Origin of the sequence: Streptomyces sp. 71268 (genome assembly GCF_029392895.1) — a bacterium.
GTDB lineage: Bacteria > Actinomycetota > Actinomycetes > Streptomycetales > Streptomycetaceae > Streptomyces.
This window is the reverse complement of record NZ_CP114200.1, coordinates 7,704,961-7,722,900: the sequence shown is the minus strand read 5'-3', so window position 1 is coordinate 7,722,900 and position 17,940 is coordinate 7,704,961. Positions and strand designations below refer to the sequence as shown.

At 73.4% G+C, this 17,940-nt stretch carries 14 protein-coding genes and 1 pseudogene; 7 read left to right on the top strand and 8 right to left on the bottom strand.

What is annotated here, in order from left to right; genetic code table 11:
• Positions 1-126: 126 nt before the first annotated feature.
• Together OYE22_RS30695 and OYE22_RS30690 are read left to right on the top strand one after the other, a co-directional pair.
• Positions 127-642 (top strand): annotated as a pseudogene (locus OYE22_RS30695) (hypothetical protein); the annotation flags it as partial.
• Positions 643-1,265: 623 nt separating this feature from the next.
• Positions 1,266-1,640 carry an RNA polymerase-binding protein RbpA gene (locus tag OYE22_RS30690; RefSeq protein ID WP_176160397.1) on the top strand — a complete coding sequence of 125 codons (375 nt, stop codon included), beginning with the start codon at positions 1,266-1,268 and terminating at the stop codon, positions 1,638-1,640.
• A 264-nt stretch (positions 1,641-1,904) separates the two neighbouring features.
• Here OYE22_RS30690 and fxsA read toward each other — a convergent pair whose 3' ends face one another.
• From fxsA to OYE22_RS30665, 5 genes are all read right to left on the bottom strand, one after another.
• A complete protein-coding gene (gene fxsA / locus OYE22_RS30685) occupies positions 1,905-2,513 on the bottom strand; it encodes an FxsA family membrane protein (RefSeq protein WP_277323445.1) in 609 nt (202 codons plus the stop codon).
• Between the two features lie 62 nt (positions 2,514-2,575).
• Positions 2,576-3,370: a polyprenol monophosphomannose synthase gene (locus OYE22_RS30680; protein ID WP_277323444.1), complete on the bottom strand. Its 795-nt coding sequence runs from the start codon at positions 3,368-3,370 to the stop codon at positions 2,576-2,578.
• Entirely contained in the window at positions 3,367-5,250 is a 1,884-nt protein-coding gene (gene lnt / locus OYE22_RS30675) for an apolipoprotein N-acyltransferase (protein ID WP_277323443.1), read from the bottom strand. The genes OYE22_RS30680 and lnt overlap by 4 nt, the downstream gene beginning before the upstream one ends.
• Positions 5,251-5,952: 702 nt before the next feature.
• On the bottom strand, positions 5,953-7,503 hold the full coding sequence (locus tag OYE22_RS30670; protein WP_277324402.1) for an amidohydrolase: 1,551 nt from the start codon (positions 7,501-7,503) through the stop codon (positions 5,953-5,955).
• A gap of 378 nt (positions 7,504-7,881) precedes the next feature.
• Positions 7,882-8,322: an Lrp/AsnC family transcriptional regulator gene (locus OYE22_RS30665; RefSeq protein ID WP_176160400.1), complete on the bottom strand. Its 441-nt coding sequence runs from the start codon at positions 8,320-8,322 to the stop codon at positions 7,882-7,884.
• Between the two features lie 211 nt (positions 8,323-8,533).
• Between OYE22_RS30665 and OYE22_RS30660 the strand changes: the two genes are divergently transcribed.
• Positions 8,534-8,899: a hypothetical protein gene (locus OYE22_RS30660; RefSeq protein ID WP_277323441.1), complete on the top strand. Its 366-nt coding sequence runs from the start codon at positions 8,534-8,536 to the stop codon at positions 8,897-8,899.
• Between the two features lie 169 nt (positions 8,900-9,068).
• Here the strand turns inward: OYE22_RS30660 and OYE22_RS30655 are convergent, their stop codons facing one another.
• Together OYE22_RS30655 and OYE22_RS30650 are read right to left on the bottom strand one after the other, a co-directional pair.
• Positions 9,069-10,007: an endonuclease/exonuclease/phosphatase family protein gene (locus OYE22_RS30655; RefSeq protein ID WP_277324401.1), complete on the bottom strand. Its 939-nt coding sequence runs from the start codon at positions 10,005-10,007 to the stop codon at positions 9,069-9,071.
• A gap of 432 nt (positions 10,008-10,439) precedes the next feature.
• Complete coding sequence (locus OYE22_RS30650; RefSeq protein ID WP_277323440.1) at positions 10,440-11,612, bottom strand: acyl-CoA dehydrogenase family protein; 1,173 nt, start codon at positions 11,610-11,612, stop codon at positions 10,440-10,442.
• A gap of 340 nt (positions 11,613-11,952) precedes the next feature.
• On the opposite strand from OYE22_RS30650, the gene OYE22_RS30645 reads away from it, so the two are divergent.
• On the top strand, positions 11,953-13,278 hold the full coding sequence (locus OYE22_RS30645) for a glycoside hydrolase family 18 protein (protein WP_277323439.1): 1,326 nt from the start codon (positions 11,953-11,955) through the stop codon (positions 13,276-13,278).
• 107 nt (positions 13,279-13,385) lie between these two features.
• Here the strand turns inward: OYE22_RS30645 and OYE22_RS30640 are convergent, their stop codons facing one another.
• Complete coding sequence (locus OYE22_RS30640) at positions 13,386-14,042, bottom strand: TetR/AcrR family transcriptional regulator (protein WP_277323438.1); 657 nt, start codon at positions 14,040-14,042, stop codon at positions 13,386-13,388.
• A 237-nt stretch (positions 14,043-14,279) separates the two neighbouring features.
• Between OYE22_RS30640 and OYE22_RS30635 the strand changes: the two genes are divergently transcribed.
• From OYE22_RS30635 to OYE22_RS30625, 3 genes are all read left to right on the top strand, one after another.
• On the top strand, positions 14,280-14,894 hold the full coding sequence (locus tag OYE22_RS30635; protein WP_277323437.1) for a DUF6230 family protein: 615 nt from the start codon (positions 14,280-14,282) through the stop codon (positions 14,892-14,894).
• A 71-nt stretch (positions 14,895-14,965) separates the two neighbouring features.
• The gene (locus OYE22_RS30630) at positions 14,966-16,390 is read left to right on the top strand and encodes a DUF6114 domain-containing protein (protein ID WP_277323436.1); all 1,425 of its coding nucleotides are present in this window, start codon (positions 14,966-14,968) and stop codon (positions 16,388-16,390) included.
• A 114-nt stretch (positions 16,391-16,504) separates the two neighbouring features.
• Positions 16,505-17,674 carry a PP2C family protein-serine/threonine phosphatase gene (locus tag OYE22_RS30625; RefSeq protein ID WP_277323435.1) on the top strand — a complete coding sequence of 390 codons (1,170 nt, stop codon included), beginning with the start codon at positions 16,505-16,507 and terminating at the stop codon, positions 17,672-17,674.
• Positions 17,675-17,940 lie beyond the last annotated feature (266 nt).

Sequence of the window (17,940 nt, the reverse complement as noted above, 5' to 3'; positions counted from 1 at the left end):
CGCCCACGCCGGGCGCCCCGCACACCGTCACCACCGAAGGAGCACACCGTGCCGATACCGAGGGGGTCGCACCTCACCCGCCGCGTGACGCAGTTGTACGTCGGCCTGACGCTGTACGGGGTGAGCATGGGGCTCCAACTCCGCGCGGGCCTCGGCCTCGACCCCTGGGACGTGTTCCACCAGGGCGTCTCGGAGCACACCGGCCTCTCCATCGGCACGGTGGTGATCCTGGCGGGCGCGGCGGTGCTGGCCCTGTGGATTCCGCTGCGCCAGCGCCCGGGCCTCGGCACGATCTCCAACGTCGTGGTGATCGGCCTCGTGATGGACGCGACGCTGGCCCTCACCTCTGACCTCACGTCACTCACCGCGCGCGTTCCGCTGCTGGTGTTCGCCATCGTGCTCAACGGAGCGGCCACCGGCCTGTACATCTCGGCGCGCTTCGGCCCCGGCCCCCGCGACGGGCTCATGACCGGCCTGCACCGGCGCACCGGGCGCTCCATCCGCCTGGTACGGACCGGCATCGAGGTGGCGGTCCTGGCCACCGGCTTCGCCCTGGGCGGCTCGGTCGGCGTGGGCACCGTGCTGTACGCGGTGGCGATCGGCCCGCTGTCGCAGTTCTTCCTGCGGGTCTTCGACATACCGGGCCTGGAGCAGGGCCGGCGGGGCGTGGTCGCCAGCGGCTCGGGGCGGCCGAAGGCGGCCGAGGAGGCGCCGGAGGCCGGGGCCTCGGGCACCGCGCCGCACGCCGGGCCCGCGAGCCGGCCCGGCGCGGCAGCGGAGACCCCCGAGCCGGGGCCCGTGGAGCCCGGCGGGCCGGCACGGCGGAGCGGGGTCGCCAAGGGTGACGAAGGCCCACGGGGTGACACGGCGCGAACCGGGACCGGTCCGGCTGGCAACCATCGGCCGACTTGACGCGTCCAGGGTAGGAGAGGGCGCACTAGGGTACGAAAGGGCTAGGCCCTCGATCAGTGAACGTCAATTTCTGACCGCACAGTGGACCGGATTTAGAGCTGACGCATGAGGGCGAGTAGTGTACGCCCTCGACCTACCAGGCGGACCGTTACTGCGCGCTAAAGGACGGCAAACGCTGGGTGACATCTACTGTCAGATGTGACAAACCGGGCGCCGGTGGGTAGAACAACGGGGCGGCACGACGGGCGACGCATGTCCCACTACGGGAATCTTCACCGCCGACCGGACGTTGAACGGATGACGACGACAGCGACACCTGTCCTGTGGGCGACAAAGCCCGGGAGGCACGATTCATGAGTGAGCGAGCTCTCCGCGGCACGCGACTCGTGGTGACCAGCTACGAGACCGACCGCGGCATCGATCTGGCCCCGCGCCAGGCGGTGGAGTACGCATGCCAGAACGGACATCGATTCGAGATGCCCTTCTCGGTAGAGGCGGAGATTCCGCCGGAGTGGGAGTGCAAGGCGTGCGGCGCCCAGGCGCTCTTGGTGGATGGCGAAGGGCCTGAGGAGAAGAAGGGCAAGCCTGCGCGTACGCACTGGGACATGCTCATGGAGCGACGCACTCGCGAGGAGTTGGAGGAGGTGCTGGCCGAACGGCTGGCCGTCCTGCGCTCCGGCGCCATGAACATTGCCGTGCACCCGCGGGACAACCGCAAGTCCGCCTGACGGACGAGGCGCCGGGCCCGCCCGGCGCGCAAGGCAGCACGTATCGGAGGCCGGGGCCACTGCTCAGCAGTGGCCCCGGCCTCCGTTTGTCCTCTCACCCGCTCCCCCGCCGGCCGGCCGCCCCGCGGCGACGTACGCCATCGGAAATCGGGGCCGTCGGGACGGGCGGGGCGAGTGGGGAAGAGGGCCGCTTCACGGCCCGCGCCGGCCACTACGGAAGGCGGCCGGCGCACGGCTTCGCCGCCTCGGTGACGGCGTCGCCCGTCAGCGGGGCAGCGGCGGGTCCTGGCGGCCCGGGCCACGCTCGTCGCCGGGGCCCTCGGCCCTCGGCGGCTCGTCGTCGCGGACGACCTCACCCGGCACCACCTTGCCGCCGCCGGGCCGGTGACCCTGTCCCCGCCCCGCCTGCTGGAAGGCGTCGCCGAGCGAACTGGTGGCGTACCCGATGCGGCGGGACAGGGCGCGCTCGGCGCGGCGGCCGAGCAGGGCCCGCACCGGCGGGAGGAGGAGCACCAGCCCCAGCACGTCCGAGACCAGGCCGGGCAGCATCAGCAGCAGCCCGCCGAGCATGAGCAGCCCGTTGCCCAGGCCCGCCGTCGGATCGTCGTCCGGGGTGTCGGCTCCGGGACGCAGCCCGGTGGTCAGCGTCTGCCACGCCCGGCGCCCGGCCCGCTTGATGACGTAGCCGCCCAGCACGGCCCCGGCCACCAGGAGCGCCAGTACGGTCAGGGCGCTCGAAGCGTCCGCGACCAGGACGAGCAGCCAGATTTCCAGGACCAGCCAGGCCGCGAGGGCGAGCGGGACGATCCGCCTGGCCCGCGAGCGCTGAGCGCGCGGTCGGGGGTGCGGTGATTGGGGTGCGCCGAACGTCATGTCTTCAGTGTGCCTGCGCCGTGTGGTGAATGTGCCTGTGCGGTGTCGTTCGTACGCCGGCGCTAGGGCTGCTGCTTGCGGCCGGTCACCCGGTTCACTCGGGAGCCCACGCCCCAGGCGGTCACCCGCCACAGGGCCTCGACCAGGATGTCGCGGCTCATCTTGCTGTCGCCGTACTCCCGGTCCACGAAGGTGATGGGCACCTCCACGACGTGGAAGCCGGCCTTGACGGCGCGCCAGGCCAGGTCGACCTGGAAGCAGTAGCCCTGCGAGGCGACGGCGTCCATGCCCAGGCCCTCCAGGGTCTCCCGGCGGAAGGCCCGGAAGCCGCCGGTGACGTCGCGGATCGGGACGTCGAGCAGCAGCCGCGAGTAGGTGCTCCCGCCCCGGGAGATCAGCTCGCGGGACTTCGGCCAGTTCACCACGCGCCCACCCGGCACCCAGCGCGAGCCGAGGACCAGGTCGGCCCCGCCGAGCGCGGTCAGCAGCCGGGGCAGTTCCTCGGGCTGGTGCGAGCCGTCCGCGTCCATCTCCACCAGGACGCCGTAGTCGTGCTCGATCCCCCAGCGGAAGCCCGCCAGGTAGGCGGCGCCGAGACCTTCCTTGCCCTTGCGGTGCAGGACGTGCACCTGCTCGTCCTGGCCGGCGATCTCGTCGGCGATCTTGCCGGTGCCGTCGGGGCTGTTGTCGTCGGCGACGAGCACGTGTGCGTCGGGGACGGCCTTGCGCACCCGTTCCACGATCGGCTTGATGTTCTCCGCCTCGTTGTAGGTCGGAATGATCACCAAGGTCGTGCCGAGCGGACCGTACTTCCTCTCCTGAGTCTCGCCACGCACAACCTCAACGCCGTCGTTCACTGCATCCCCTTCTCATCCGTACGTCCTCGCCGGCTCACCATGATCGCGGCGGCGCAGGACAGAACGCCCACCATAGCGAGCACCCACTCGGGCACCGCACCGATCCGATCGGCGACGGTGATGTCGTCGCGCAGGGGAATCCGCGCGCTGAGCACGTCCTGGGTGAATTCCTTGGTGCGCTGCTCAATAGTCCCATCGGGGGCGACCACGGCGCTAATTCCGCTCGGCGCCGCGGTGACCACGGCCCGACCGTGCTCGATGGCGCGCAGCTTGGACATCACGAGCTGCTGCTCGGGCTGGCCGCTGCGGCCGTAGGTGGCGTTGTTCGTCTGGATCACCAGCGCCCGGGCCCCGGCGTTGACCGTGTCGCGCACGATCTCGTCGTAGGCGACCTCGAAGCAGATCACGTCGCCCAGCTTGGCCGGGCCGACCTGCATGACCCCGGTGTGGTCACCGGGGTAGAAGTCCCGGGGGACGCGGTCGAGCCGCGAGATGACCTTGCTGAGCTGGTCACGGAAGGGCACGTACTCGCCGAACGGCACCGGGTGCTGCTTGGTGTACGAGGCGCCGGGTCCGGTCTTTGGGTCCCAGACGATGCCCTGGTTCTCGACGTAGCCCTCCTTGGTCGGGTGGTCCACCAGGGCCCCGACCAGGACGGGCACGCCGATCGACTTCACCGCCAGGTCGATGCGCGCGTACGCCTCGCGGTACTTGTACGGGTCGAGGTCGGAGGCGTTCTCCGGCCAGATCACCAGGTCCGGCTTGGGCTTGCGGCCCGCCTTGACGTCCTCGGCCAGTCGCAGGGTCGCCTCGACGTGGTTGTTGAGGATCTTCATCGGGCGGCCGAGGAAGTCCATCCCCGGCTGCTGCACGTTGCCCTGCACGACCGCGATGTTCACGGTGTCGTCGGCGTCGGTGGGCACCGGCACCAGGAGTCCGGCCAGCGTCACGGCGCCGGCCAGGGCGATGGCCTCGACGGCCGGCAGCGCGCCGCGCAGCAGCCGGGGGCCGCTGGCCCGCGCGGCCGGCGCGGGCTCGCGGCCCGCCGTGGCGTCCTGGTCCGCCTCGCTCCCGGCGGCGTCCGCCGGCGCGGCGGGGTCCGCGTCGGGCGAGTCGGTGTCGAGCGGGGCGTTGGTCGCGGCGCTCGGCGTGGCCCCGGGGGCGGTCGCGGCGCGGCCGCCGGCGAGCGCGTACACCCGCCACAGGGCGACGACGGCGGCCGCGAGCAGCGTGCTGGCCAGGGCGACGCCGAAGGTCACCAGTGGCGCGCCACCGAGCGCGGCCAGTGGCGTGAACGGCGAGCCGGTGTTCGCGAACGCCAGCCGCCCCCAGGGGAAGCCACCGAACGGCAGCCGGTCCCTGGCCCACTCCTCGGCCACCCACAGGCAGGCCACCCACAGCGGCCAGCCGGGCAGCCTGGAGGTCAGGGCGAGGCCGGCACCGAGCGGGACGAAGAACAGCGACTCGGCCAGCGAGAGGCCGATGACCGCGTCCCAGCCGACGACGTCCAGCCACTTCAGCAGCAGCAGGAAGAACGGGAGCCCGAAGGCGAACCCCGTCCACGCCCCCTGGCGGGCCGTCCTGCCCCGGGTGAGCAGCGCGAGCGCCGCGACGGCGAGGAGCGAGAGGGGCCACAGGTCGTACGGCGGGAAGGCGAGGCCGAGGGCGAGTCCGCTGGCCGCGGCCAGCGCGGTACGCCGCGCCTCGCGGCGGGACCACCGCGCCAGGCGCTGGCGGCGCGTGGCCCGTACGGCCGGCTCGCTCGGCGTCGTGGCGGGCTCGGGAGCGGTCGTCGGCGGCTCGGCTGGTCTACTGACCGGCGCGTCGGCTGCCTCGCCGCTGGCGGTGGCACCAGCGGAGGTGTCGGAACCGGGGTGCAACGTCGCGGCCTTCCTGCAGGTCGAGCTGTGGTGAAGTGACGGTATACCGCGAGCCACCACGAGCGGCCCGCTGGGTGCGTAACGGGTGTGCGACGTCCGGGGTGCCCGGGCCCCGCCACGGCCCGGCGGGAGAATGGGTGGCCCGGGGCGGGCGGGGCGCGAGGTGCTGGAGCGGTGCGGTCCGCGGCATGACCCGTGGGAGGGCCTGGCGGCGAGCGGGAAGGCACGAGGCGCGGGTCGGCGAGCGAGGCCGGGGCGCCGTGGCGGCCCGGAGTGGGCGCCGGGGAGTGGTGCGCGGAGTGCGGATAGGGGCCCGTCGCCCTTCGGGCCGACCTGGGGCCCGCTGGCTGCGGGTCGACCGAGAGCCGTTGTCTACTGAGCGTCCGGGCCCCACCCGGGTCGCACCTGCCGACCCGGTGAGCGCCTCCCCCGCCCCCGTGCGCTGGACCTGGCTCCCATGGGCGGCGAACCGGTGTGGCTCGCCACCCCATGGCCCAGCGGCGCTCGACGACTGCGTGGAGAACCCATCCCCGGCCGGACGTCCTGTGGTGGACTCGGCCGAAACTACCCGCCGTCTCCCGCTTCCTGTCAACAGCCGCGCCACCTGCGGCGTTGCGCCAAATCAGCAGGTCAGTACGGAGGGTGTCGGAGTTGGTCGACAGGCCGATGGCACGTCGTTCGGCGGTACGCGGCGCGGTCGCGTCACTCGTTCGGCCGCTCGTAGACGGTGCGCCCGCCGACCATCGTGCGCACGCACACCGGCAGCGGCAGCCCCGGCGTGAGGTCGGGCAGGCCCGGGGTGCCGGAGCGGGGGTCGGTGGACCAGTTGGCGACCCGCTCGTCGGGGACCTGCACGACGAGTTCGCCGTGCTGCCAGACGGCCAGGTCGGCCGGCGCGCCGGGGACCAGGACGCCCGCGTCGTCGCGGCGTGCGGCCCGCCAGCCGCCCCGGGTGTGGGCGGTGAACGCGGCCCGTACCGAGACCCGGTGTTCGGGCGTCCGGTGGAAGGCCGCGGCGCGCACGGTGCCCCACGGGTCGAGCGGCGTGACGGGGCTGTCCGAGCCGAGGGCCAGCGGCACTCCGGCGCGCAGCAGGGCCGCGTACGGGTTGAGCGAGCGGGCCCGCTCGACGCCGAGCCGCTGGGCGTACATGCCCTCGTCGCCGCCCCAGGCGGCGTCGAAGGCGGGCTGGACTGAGGCGGTCAGGCCGAGTTCGGCGAACGCGGCGATCGTCTCGGGAGTGAGCATCTCGGCGTGCTCGACCCGGTGCCTGGCGGCGCGGACCCGGGCGAGCCCGACCTTCTCCGCCGCGACGCGCACCCCGGCGATGACGGCCGAGACGGCGGCGTCGCCGATGGCGTGGAAGCCGGCCTGCAACCCGGCCTCGGTGCACAGCGCGACGTGCGTGGCGATGGCGGTCGGGTCCAGGTACCGGGTCCCGGTGCTGGGCGCGGCGTCGGCGTACGGCGCGTGCAGGCAGGCCGTGTGGGAGCCGAGCGCGCCGTCCACGAAGAGGTCGCCGGCGGCGCCGATCGCGCCCAGCTCGCGCACCTTCTCCAGGTCGCGGGCGCTGCTCGCGGCCTCGGCCCAGTAGCCGATGACGCGGGGCCCTGGCTCCTGGGCGGCGATGCTCAGCAGGCCGCTCAGGTCGGCCTCGCTGGAGATGTCGGGGCCCGCGCACTCGTGCAGGGTGCCGATGCCGAGCGCGGCGGCCTGTCGGAGCGCGGCGCGCTGTGCGTCGGCCCGCTGGGAGTCGGTCACGTTCGCGAACGCCGCCGCGCGGACGGCGTGGTGGGCGTCGGCGGTCAGCGGCGCGTCGCCGTGGTAGCCGGCGCGCCCGGTCAGGTCGCCGACGCGGTCGAGCAGGGCGGTGGTCGCGACGGCGGAGTGCACGTCCACACGGGTGAGGTAGAGCGGCCGGCCGCCGGTGGCCTGGTCCAGCTCGGTGCGGGAGGGGGCGCGTCCTTCGGGCCAGCGGGAGGAGTCCCAGCCGTGGCCGAGGAGCACCGCGTCGCCCGGGTGCGCCGCGGCGTGGGCGCGCACCAGCTCAAGCGCCTCGGCCAGGGTCGAGGTCGCGGTGAGGTCGAGGCCGGTGCGGGCGAGCCCGGTGGCGGTGGTGTGCACGTGTGCGTCCGTGAACGCGGGCGTGACGAGCGCGCCGGCGAGGTCGATGACCTCGTCGACGCCGTCGGCGAAGGAGTCGGCCGCGCCCTCGGAGCCGACCCAGGCGACGCTGCCGCGCTCGACGACCATCGCCGTCGCGAAGGGGTCGGCGGGGCTGTGCACGGTGCCACCGCGCAGCAGCACGGTGCCGCCCTCGGTCGGCGGGATGCCGGCGCTGGTGCCTGCGGCGGGGATGAGGTCGCTCACGGGGTTCGCCTCGCGGTGTCGTTCGTTGGGTGGACGGCGGCGGCACGCCGGGGAGGTCGCTCCCCCGCGGGCCGGCGCCAGGGTGTCAGTGTCGCCGGGCCGACTTCGGCTCCCGCGCCGGGGGTCGGCCGCGCGCCCGGGCACCGGCGTGCGCCGCGGCACGCGGAGGCGTCCGGCGCCCGCGGCGCGTACGCCGGGTCGGCTGGGCACCCGGCCCGGCCGCCCTGGGGCGTTTCGCTGGGCGCTCGCGCGGCCGGCGGGTCAGATACGGGGCGGGCGGGCCTCGTACGGCGTGGACAGCACGACCGTGGTGCGGGTGGAGACGCCGGCCAGCGAGCGGATGCGGGTCAGGAGGTGCTCCAGTTCGAGCGGGGTCTCGACGCGCACCTTCAGGATGTAGTTCTCGTCGCCCGCCACGCTGTGGCACGCCTCGATCTGCGGCACCTCGGCGAGCCGGTCGGCGATGTCGTCGGGCGCGCTGGGGTCGAAGGGTTTGACCGAGATGAAGGCCGTCAGCGGCAGCCCGACGGCCTCGGGGTCCACGACGGCGGCGTAGCCACGGATGACACCGCGCTGTTCCAGGCGTCGGACCCGCTGGTGCACCGCCGAGGTGGACAGGCCCGTGGCCTTGCCCAGGTCGGTGTAGCTCATACGCCCGTCATTGACGAGCAGTTCCACGATCTGTCTGTCCAACTCCTCCACCCCGTCACCCTATGGGGTAGCGGGGGTTGAGGCACAGCCGAGGAGCACCCGGGCGCGCGCCGCACCTGCACGGGGCATGTGACGAATGCCACAGCCAGGGGCCGGGGGCATGGGCGCGCCGGCGATTACCGCCACCGCCGGACGGGAAATGCTTGCTGTGGTCGAGGCTGCCTTGTCGCCTTGTCGACCTGACCCGAGGGGGAGAAACACCATGCCCGGTCTTGAACGCCTGGACAGTGGCGATAGCGATGTCTACGAGACGTACGAGATGTTCCGGGTGACGTGCCCGGACTGCGCACGCCCCATTGCCCTGCTCGCGGACGAGGATGTGCTGCCCGAGCACGCGCTGTGCCCGTCCCCGTGGAACCCGTTCGGGCTCACGGTCTGCCCGGGCACCGGCCGGAGCGTCACCGACGCGGTCCCCGCCGACGACGCCTCGGGCTCCCAGGAGCAGGACGCGGCCCTGCTCCTGACCCTGCCGGAGAGCCTGGACTGGCGCACGCAGCCGTTCTCGCACATCGGCGGCCACGTCTCCCGTCCGGTGCAGGTGCCGCGCCAGCCGACGCGCGGACACTAGCGCCTCGGTCGGGCGCCCCGGGGGTTCGCCCCGTCAGCGCCCGACCTCACCTCTGCCCCGGCTCGCGGCGAGCGGCGGTGGACCACCCGCTGCCGATCAGCCCCGGCCAGCCCCGCCAGCCCCCGTCGCGACCGGCCGGCCGTCGATCAGCGCGGCGCCTGACGGCTCGTCACAGCTGAAGCTGGGCCTGCACCGGCAGGTGATCGCTCGGGAACTGCCCGTCGAGCGAGAAGGTGTTGATCGAGGCGTAGCTGGTGTGGACGCCCGGCGAGGTGAGGATCCAGTCGATGCGCTCGCCGTCCGGGACCAGCGGTCGATAGCCGTGGAAGGTCGCGTACAGCTTCCCGCGCTCCTCGGCGCGGTCCCAGGTGTCCACGAGGCCGCCCGAGCCGAGCAGCGTGTCGTAGACCGGGTTCTGGTGTGCCGGCACGTTGAAGTCCCCGGTGACGATGCGCGGCACGGCCGGGTCGAGGCCGCGCAACCGCTCGGCGATCAGGTCGGCGGAGCGTTCGCGCGCGCTCTGGTTGCGGTGGTCGAAATGGGTGTTGAGGGCGTAGAACTGGCCACCGCTACGCAGATCGCGAAAGCGCACCCAGGTGGCCATGCGCACGACCGCGTTGCCCCAGGTGTTGGAGCCGATCACGTACGGAGTGCCGGACAGCCAGAAGTGGTCGTACTCCAGCGGGGCCAGTCGCTGGGTGTCGTAGAAGACGGCCATGAACTCGCCCCGGCTGCCACCCTCACGGCCGGTGCCGATCCAGTCGTAGCGCGGCCCCAAGTCCTGTGCGATGTCCCGGAGCTGGGAGTACAGGCCCTCCTGGGTGCCGAGCAGGTGCGGGCGCTCGCGGCGTAGCAGCGTACGCATGACGGGACGGCGTTCGGCCCAGGAGTGGGGGCGGGTGTCCGAGGCGTAGCGCAGGTTGAACGTCATGGCGCGCAGGTGGCTGGGGCTGCCGCCGACGGCCGCCGGGGCGGCGGCGGTTGACGGGGTGGCGGCAGTTGACGGGGTGGCGGCGGTTGGCGAAGGGGCGGAGGCTGACGGGGTGGCGGCGTGGGCGACGCCGGCGGTCAGGGGGAGGGCCAGGGCGGCGGCTGCCGCCGCGCGCATTCCGTCGCGGCGGCTGAATCCGGTCGCCTCGGCGGGGCTGGTCGGTGCGGTGGGGGCGACGGCGGGGGAATCGGTCATGGTTGCTCCAGTGGTCGACTGCTACGCACACCTGCCCGGGCGCGGCCCGGGCACAGCGAAGTGTGCGGGCGACCGGTGTGCCGCGTGTGGCATGCGGACGCCGGGGGCGCGAACGGCCGGTGACTCCCCCGGGTTACGCCGCCACGCGCCCCCGCACACCCTCACGTGGGGACGCCGTGACCCCATTGCCACGGCACGGCCCGGCAAGCGGGCACGCGGGCCCACGCGCGGCCGACGGCCGCTGGGCGGGCGAACAGCGAACGGCGCGGCACCCCGCGTCCGGGGTGCCGCGCCGAGACGGTGCGCCGCGGGCACTCGCCACCGCTGCCGGCCGCGACCGCCGCCGCGGGCGGGTCAGCGGGACTCGCGGCCCGCGATCTGGCGGGCGATGACCATCCGCTGGATCTGGTTGGTGCCCTCGACGATCTGGAGCACCTTGGCCTCGCGCATGTAGCGCTCGACGGGGAAGTCGAGCGTGTAGCCGTAGCCGCCGAGGAGTTGCACCGCGTCGGTGGTCACGCGCATCGCGGTGTCCGTGCAGAACAGCTTGGCCATCGCGGCCTGCTTGGAGAACGGCTGGCCCGCGTCGCGCAGTCGGGCGGCCGTCAGGTACAGCGAGCGGCCCGCCTCGATCTGGGTGGCCATGTCGGCCAGCATGAAGCGCAGGCCCTGGAAGTCGGCGATCGGGCGGCCGAACTGCTGGCGCTCGGCGGTGTAGCGCAGGCCCTCGTCGAGGGCGGCCTGGGCGACGCCGATGGCGCAGGCGGCGATGCCGAGGCGGCCGGCGTCCAGCGCGGCCAGGGCGATCGAGAAGCCCTGCCCCTCCTCGCCGATGCGCCGCTCGTCGGCCACGCGCACGCCGTCGAAGTGGACCTGGGCGGTGGGCGAACCCTTCATGCCCATCTTGCGCTCGGGCACCGCGGCCGAGAGTCCCTCGGCGTCGCCCGGCACCAGGAAGGCGCTGATGCCGCGCGGGCCCTGGTCGCCGGTGCGGGCGAGGACGGAGTAGAAGTCGGCGACGCCGCCGTGCGTGATCCACGCCTTGGTGCCGTCGATGGTCCAGTCGTCGCCCGTCCGCGCGGCGCGGGTGACCAGCGAGGCGGCGTCGGAGCCGGAGGCCGGCTCGGAGAGGCAGTACGCGCCGAGCACGCCGCCGCCGAGCATCACGGGCAGGTGCTCGGTGCGCTGCTGCTTGCTGCCGAACTCGGCGAGCGCGTGGCAGGCCAGGGTGTGCACGCTGACACCGAGGCCGACGGTGAGCCGGGCCGCCGCCAGCTCCTCCAGGACCTGGAGGTAGACCTCGTACGGCTGGCTGCCGCCGCCGTACTCCTCCGGGTAGGGGAGCCCGAGCAGGCCGGAGGTGGAGAGCAGGGCGAAGACCTCGCGCGGGAAGTGCCCGGCGTCCTCTTCTTCCGCCGCCTGCGGCCGGATCTCGCGGTCGGCCAGATCGCGTACCAGCGCGAGCAGGTCACGGGCCTCTTCGGTGGGCAACTGTCGCTCCACCGGCTGCGGGCCGGGATGGGTCATGGCGGCGCTCTCCTCCCTGTTGGGGTGCTCATCGGCGCGGCGGCGAGGACGCCCGGGTACGGCGGCTCCACCGGAATGTGCGGCTCAACCGATCTTCCCTCGCCGGGTTGCGAACCGGGATGACCTGCGGCTGTAGCGGGTTGGAGTATGCCCGATCAGCGGCTCCACGTCACCGGTCGACGATCAGGTTCCGTCACACGGGAAATGGTCCGAACCATTGACCGCAGTGGTCTAGTCCTTCTACGGTTTCCCCGCAGAAGAGAACGCGTTCATGTCAAATCTGCGTTCTTCGCAGTCCTTCGCACTGATCCCCCCACCTCTCCCCCACCGAGGAGACTCCATGGTCAGATCACAGCGCACCCGTACCCGGCTCCCCGCGATGGCCACGGCCTTCGCCGCGTCGGCCGCGGTTCTGGTCGGCACGCTGTTCACCGGCGCGGGACCGGCCACCGCGGACGCCTCGGGCGCCCCGCAGGGCGACAAGCAGGCGCAGTCCACGGTCACCGCGCAGCGCGACCAGGCGCCGCGGACCGCCCCCGCCACCACCCCCACCAAGGCCGCCGCTGGTAGCAAGGTGGTCGGCTACTTCACCAACTGGGGCGTCTACCAGCGCAATTACCACGTCAAGAACATCGAGACGTCCGGTGCCGCGAACAAGCTGACCCACATCAACTACGCCTTCGGCAACGTCCAGGGTGGCAAGTGCACCATCGGTGACAGCTACGCCGACTACGAGAAGGCGTACACCGCCGACCAGAGCGTCGACGGCAAGGCCGACACCTGGGACCAGCCGCTGCGCGGCAACTTCAACCAGCTCCGCAAGCTCAAGGCCAAGCACCCCAACCTGAAGGTGATCTGGTCCTTCGGCGGTTGGACCTGGTCCGGCGGGTTCGGGCAGGCCGCGCAGAACCCGGCCGCGTTCGCCGAGTCCTGCTACAAGCTGGTCGAGGACCCGCGTTGGGCCGACGTCTTCGACGGCATCGACATCGACTGGGAGTACCCGAACGCCTGCGGTCTCACCTGCGACACCAGCGGCAAGGACTCGCTGACCAAGGTGCTCTCGGCGCTGCGGTCGAAGTTCGGGCAGAACAACCTGATCACGGCCGCCATCTCCGCCGACGCCTCCAAGGGCGGCAAGCTGGAGGCGGCCGACTACAAGTCCGCGGCGGCTGTCACGGACTACATCATGCCGATGACGTATGACTTCTTCGGCGCCTGGGACGCGAAGGGCCCGACGGCCCCGCACTCCCCGCTCACCTCCTACCCTGGCATCCCGAAGGAGGGCTTCAACTCCGACGCCGCGATCCAGAAGCTGAAGGGCTTCGGCATCCCGGCCAACAAGCTGCTGCTCGGCATCGGCTTCTACGGCCGCGGCTGGACCGGTGTCACCCAGAAGGAGCCGGGCGGCACCGCCACCGGTCCGGCGCCCGGCAAGTACGAGCAGGGCATCGAGGACTACAAGGACCTCAAGACCCGCTGCCCGGCCAACGGCACCGTGGGTGGCACCGCGTACGCCCACTGCGGCACCCAGTGGTGGAGCTACGACACCCCGGCCACCATCGGCGGCAAGATGAACTACAAGAACCAGCAGGGCCTGGGTGGGACCTTCTTCTGGGAGCTGAGCGGGGACACCTCGGGCGGCGAACTGATCAAGGCCTTCAACTAACCACCGTCGGGTGACCGTGGCGCGCCACGGCCCCCACGACACAGGGCGGGAAGCCGGACCACCGGCTTCCCGCCCGCTCGTTGTGCCCGTGCGCCCCGGGCGCGCCGCTACAGTGGCGGTGCCGTCGGCGCCGGGCACTGCGGCGCGAACGCCTCGATGGCGCACAGGGTGTCCCGTAGCCCGCGCTCCAGCAGCGCGCGCACCTCGTCCCGGGCCAGCTCCGGGCGTTGCAGCCAGTCGAGCGTGACGCCCTCAACGCCGGCCATCCACCCGACCAGCGCGAGCCTGGCCACCGCCGGCGGCTCGCTCATGTCCCACGCCAGCTCGCCGATGGTCGAGATGAGCCGCTCCCGCACCGCGTCGCGGATGCCGAGCACCTGGGAGTCGAAGCCGACGCCGCCGGTGACGATGGCCCGGTAGGCGGCCTGGTGGTGCTGGGCGTAGCGCAGGTAGCCGTCGATCGTCTGACGCACCCGCTCGCCGGGCGGCAGGTCCCGGGTGCGCTCGGCGCGGGCGACGAGTTGGGCGACGGAGTCCTCGATGATCGCCAGGTAGTAGCCGCGCTTGCTCTTGAAGTAGTAGTAGATGAGCCCCTTGGCGACGCCCGCGTGCCGCGCGATGTCGTCCATCGACAGGGCGTCGTACGAGGTGTCGGCGAACAACCCGCGTCCGATCGCGATGAGTTCGGCCCGCCGCGCCTGGGAGCGCTCGGAGCCGCCCTCGGTCTCGGAAGCCCCACGTCCGACCCGTTGACTATTATTCAAAATCGCGCCTACTCTCCAACTGCCGTGAGATTTCCGCAGTATGGCAGAGGGACACCGGATGGCGGATCGCTCTCACCACGGCTGCGTCGTGCCGCGTTCGGAGACGCCCCCGCCATGGGCATCCGCTCGCCCCGGCCGCAGTGCAGTGCCTCCGTACCGACGCGCGACCGCTCCCGCGACCGCGTGCCGCCCCTCCCCCACTGCCCGCGGGGAGGCTCATTCCTTGTGGAGGGCGCCGTGAAGGCATCTCAGGAACGGCTACCGGAAGGCAGGACAGCGTGGAAGCGGACTGCCGTGGTGGGGTTGCCCGCCGTGCTCGCGGTCGGCGCGATGGCGGCCATGATGGCGCAGGGCGTGCTGGCCGCGTCCTTCGCCGTCTCCGGCACGAGCTTCCAGGTCGCCTCGTCCAAGCTGACCAGTGACGGGCTCGCCTCGTACGTGGAGACCGACCGCTCCCTGGACGGCAAGGGGCACCCCGTCTCGCTGCTCGGGCTCGACCGGGCCACCCTCAACGACATCTGCCAGGCCGCCGAGGTCAAGACGCCGCTCGGCACGGTGACCTTCAAGCTGACGGCGGGCGGCGACGCCGGCGAGGTCACCGCCAGCAACCTGGTCATCGACGCGGAGGACCTGGCCGGCGACGCCCGGTTCGGCACGGTCGAGCTCGGCCGCGACGCCTCCACCCTCGACGAGACGCCCGGAGTCCGGGGGGAGAAGGGGAAGTTCGGGCTCCAGGCCGGGAACATCGAGGTGGCCGACGTCAAGTCGCACGCCTGGTCCGCCACCGGCGGCAACTTCCGGCTCAAGGGGTTGAAGCTCGGCGTCAGCCTGGGCGGCGACAAGTGCTTCTGAGCCGCCGGGGCCGAGCGCGCGGCGCGCGCGGCGGGGCCCTGGCCACCGCCGCCGTCGGGGCCCGGCCCGACGTGACGGGCTCGCGCGCGCGGTGGCGGGCGGCGCTCCAGGGGCTGCCGCTGCCCCGCCAGCGCGCGGCCTTCCGTGGCTGGCGGCGCACCCGGCCGTTCTGGGCGGGCCTGCTGCTCGTGCTCGGCGGGCTCGAACTCATGGCCATTCCGCTGTCGCCGCTGACCGTCCTCGTCAGCCTCGGCCTCGGCGGGATCGCGGCGATCGGCATCGGCATCGCGCTGGTCGTCGCCGGCCTGTTCCTGTGGTTCGCGCCCAGGGCCCGGCACTACGTCAGCATCAACGCGCTGCTGCTCTCCGTACTCTCCTTCGCCGCCACCAACCTCGGCGGCTTCCTGATCGGCATGGTGCTGGGCATCGTCGGCAGCGCCATGGGCTTCGGCTGGACGCCACGCGAAGAGCCCGAGGCACCGGCCGGCCCGCCACCCGGGCCACCCTCCGGACACACCGCCGGCCCGGCCCCGGGCGACGCGGCGGCCCCTGGCCCTCCGTACGGCGGCCCGGGCGCTGAACCCGACGTCCCGGCCGACGGCACCCCGGCCGAGGGCGCTGGCTCCCCCGGCGCGGCAAAGAACGCGAGGTCGCCACGGTCACCGGGCGGGGCCGGCGACGGGGCGGCGGGTGCGGCCGGGTCGGGCACGGCCGGGGCGAAGAGGGCGGAGGGGGCCGGCGCGGATCCGGCCGGCGCGCCGGGGTCCGCCCGGCGTCCAAGCGGCGGCCGGGCGCTGCGGGCGCTCGCGCCGCTGGTGCCGGCCGTCGCGCTGCTGGCCGCCGTGGGGGTGCCCGCACGCGGCGCGCCGTTGCCCGGCGACGCCGGTCCGCCCCCGCGCGCCGCGACCGGCGTGGCCCCGGCCGAGGCCGGGACCGGCCCACCCGGAACGGCAGGCACTCGGTCGCCCCGCGAGCTGACCGCCGCCCTGGCGCCGGCGCTGCGGCAGGGCCCCGTCGCATCTGTCCCGCAGGCCGCACCGACGCCCGGCCCCGGGGAGCGGGCGTCGGCGGCCGACGGGCCCGGGTTCCCGGTGGCGGCCACCCCTCCCACCATCACCACCACCCGGTTCACCCCGCACGGCTTCATCGTGACCGGCGTGACCGAGCTGCCCACCGCTCGCGGGCCACTCAGGGTGATGGTCCTCAAGATGCGGGCCGCCTCGCTCACCGACTACCGGATGCGGACCCGCGACGGCTCGCCCGAGCTGGATCTGGCGGCCGACTCGCTGGAGCTGTCCGGCCACGTGACGCTCTACCTCAGTCGGTTCAAGGGCTGCGTCGAGGGCCTGCTGTGCCTGACCTTCACCCCGGACCGGCTGCCGGTACCGCCCCTCGTGCCGCCGCTGGTCTTCCTCACCGACGTGGAGGCCGACCAGGCGCTCGTGACCGCCGACTCGATCACCACCGACGGGCTGACCCTGACCCCCCGCGCCTGACGGGCGCCCGGCGGGCCCGGCCCAGCGCACCCCGCTGCCCCGGTGCGGTGGCCGGTGGCACGGGTCCGTGCCAGCCTGAGACCATCCGCGGCCCCACCGGGAGGTCTCACCACAGTGCCGTGGCGACTGCGAAGCCCGAGGTTCACCAACGGCCTCTTCGTCCTGCTGCTCGGGTACCTGGCGATGATCGTCGTCATCGACGAGCTGACCTCGCGCTACCTGCGCCTGGACGTCTACGCGGCGGTGGCCCCGATGGTCGCCGCCGCGCTGTGCGCCTACCGCCACGCGGTCGTCATCGGGGCCCTGGACTTCGTCGCCATGACCGTCATCTACGGCGTGCTGCCCTCCAGCGTGCCGACGGTCGCCCGGGCCGGCGCGATCCTCAGCAACGCGCTGATGGTCGGCGCGAGCATCGCGGTGGCCAGGCTGCTGCGCGACCGCGAGGAGCTCCTGGAGCGCGAGCGCGCCACCGGCGAGGCCGCGCAACGGGCCCTCCTGCGCCAGCTTCCCCTGCGGACCCAGGACGTCGTCGTCGACGGCTTCTACGTGTCCGCGCAGCGGGACGCCCTGGTGGGTGGCGACCTGTACGAGGCGGTGCAGACCCCGTACGGCACCCGCGTGCTGATCGGCGACGTGCGCGGCAAGGGGCTGAGCACGCTGGGCGCGGGCGCGGCCGTGCTGACCGCCTTCCGCGAGGCCGCCTACCACCGCCGCAACCTCACCAGCGGCGTGCTCGCCATGGAGCAGGGCCTGGCCCGCTACAACGCCTCCCGTGAGGGGCGGGAGCCGGTGGAGGCGCAGGAGCGGTTCGTCACGGCCCTGGTCCTCGGCACGGACGGCGGCGCCGGGGGCCCGGCGGACGTGGCGGCGAAGGAGGAGCCGCTGGCACTGCTCGTCGTGGACTGCGGCCACATCGCGCCGTACGTCATCGACCGCGACAACACCGTACGGGAGGTGGAGCTGGCCGAGCCGGGGTTGCCGCTGGGCCTGGGTGAGCTGGCCGATCATCCGCGGGCCGTCCAGCGGGTCGTACTGCCGCCCGGGTGCCGGCTGCTCGCCTGCACCGACGGGGTGACCGAGGCGCGCGGCGCGGATGGCTCGTTCTATCCGTTGGCGGCCCGGCTGCGCCGGTGGGCGGCGCTGCCCACCTCCGAGTTGCTGGTTCGGTTGCGTGCGGATTTGGACGCGCACACCGGTGGCCAACTGCAGGACGACGCCGCCGTGTTGATCATGGAGCGGCTGGCGGTGCCCGACCGGCGGGCGCCGGAGGCGACCCGCGACTGACGGCCGGCCGCGCGGCCCGCGCCCCGCCGGCATTGGTTCAGACCAGGTCAGGGCGGCGGCCGGGCCGGGACCGCGCCGCACGCCGACACCGCGTCGGCGGCGCGTACAGGCCCCGTCATCCCTATGAAGTCGGCTCCGCGCGGGCGCCAGTTCCCGGTGCGCGCCGGGAGAAACCTCACGTGCCGTGCGGCCGGATCAACAGGGCCGAGATGGGCTAGACCCGTGTCACGATGATGCCGCGTCACGATTCCGTCACCACTGTCGTA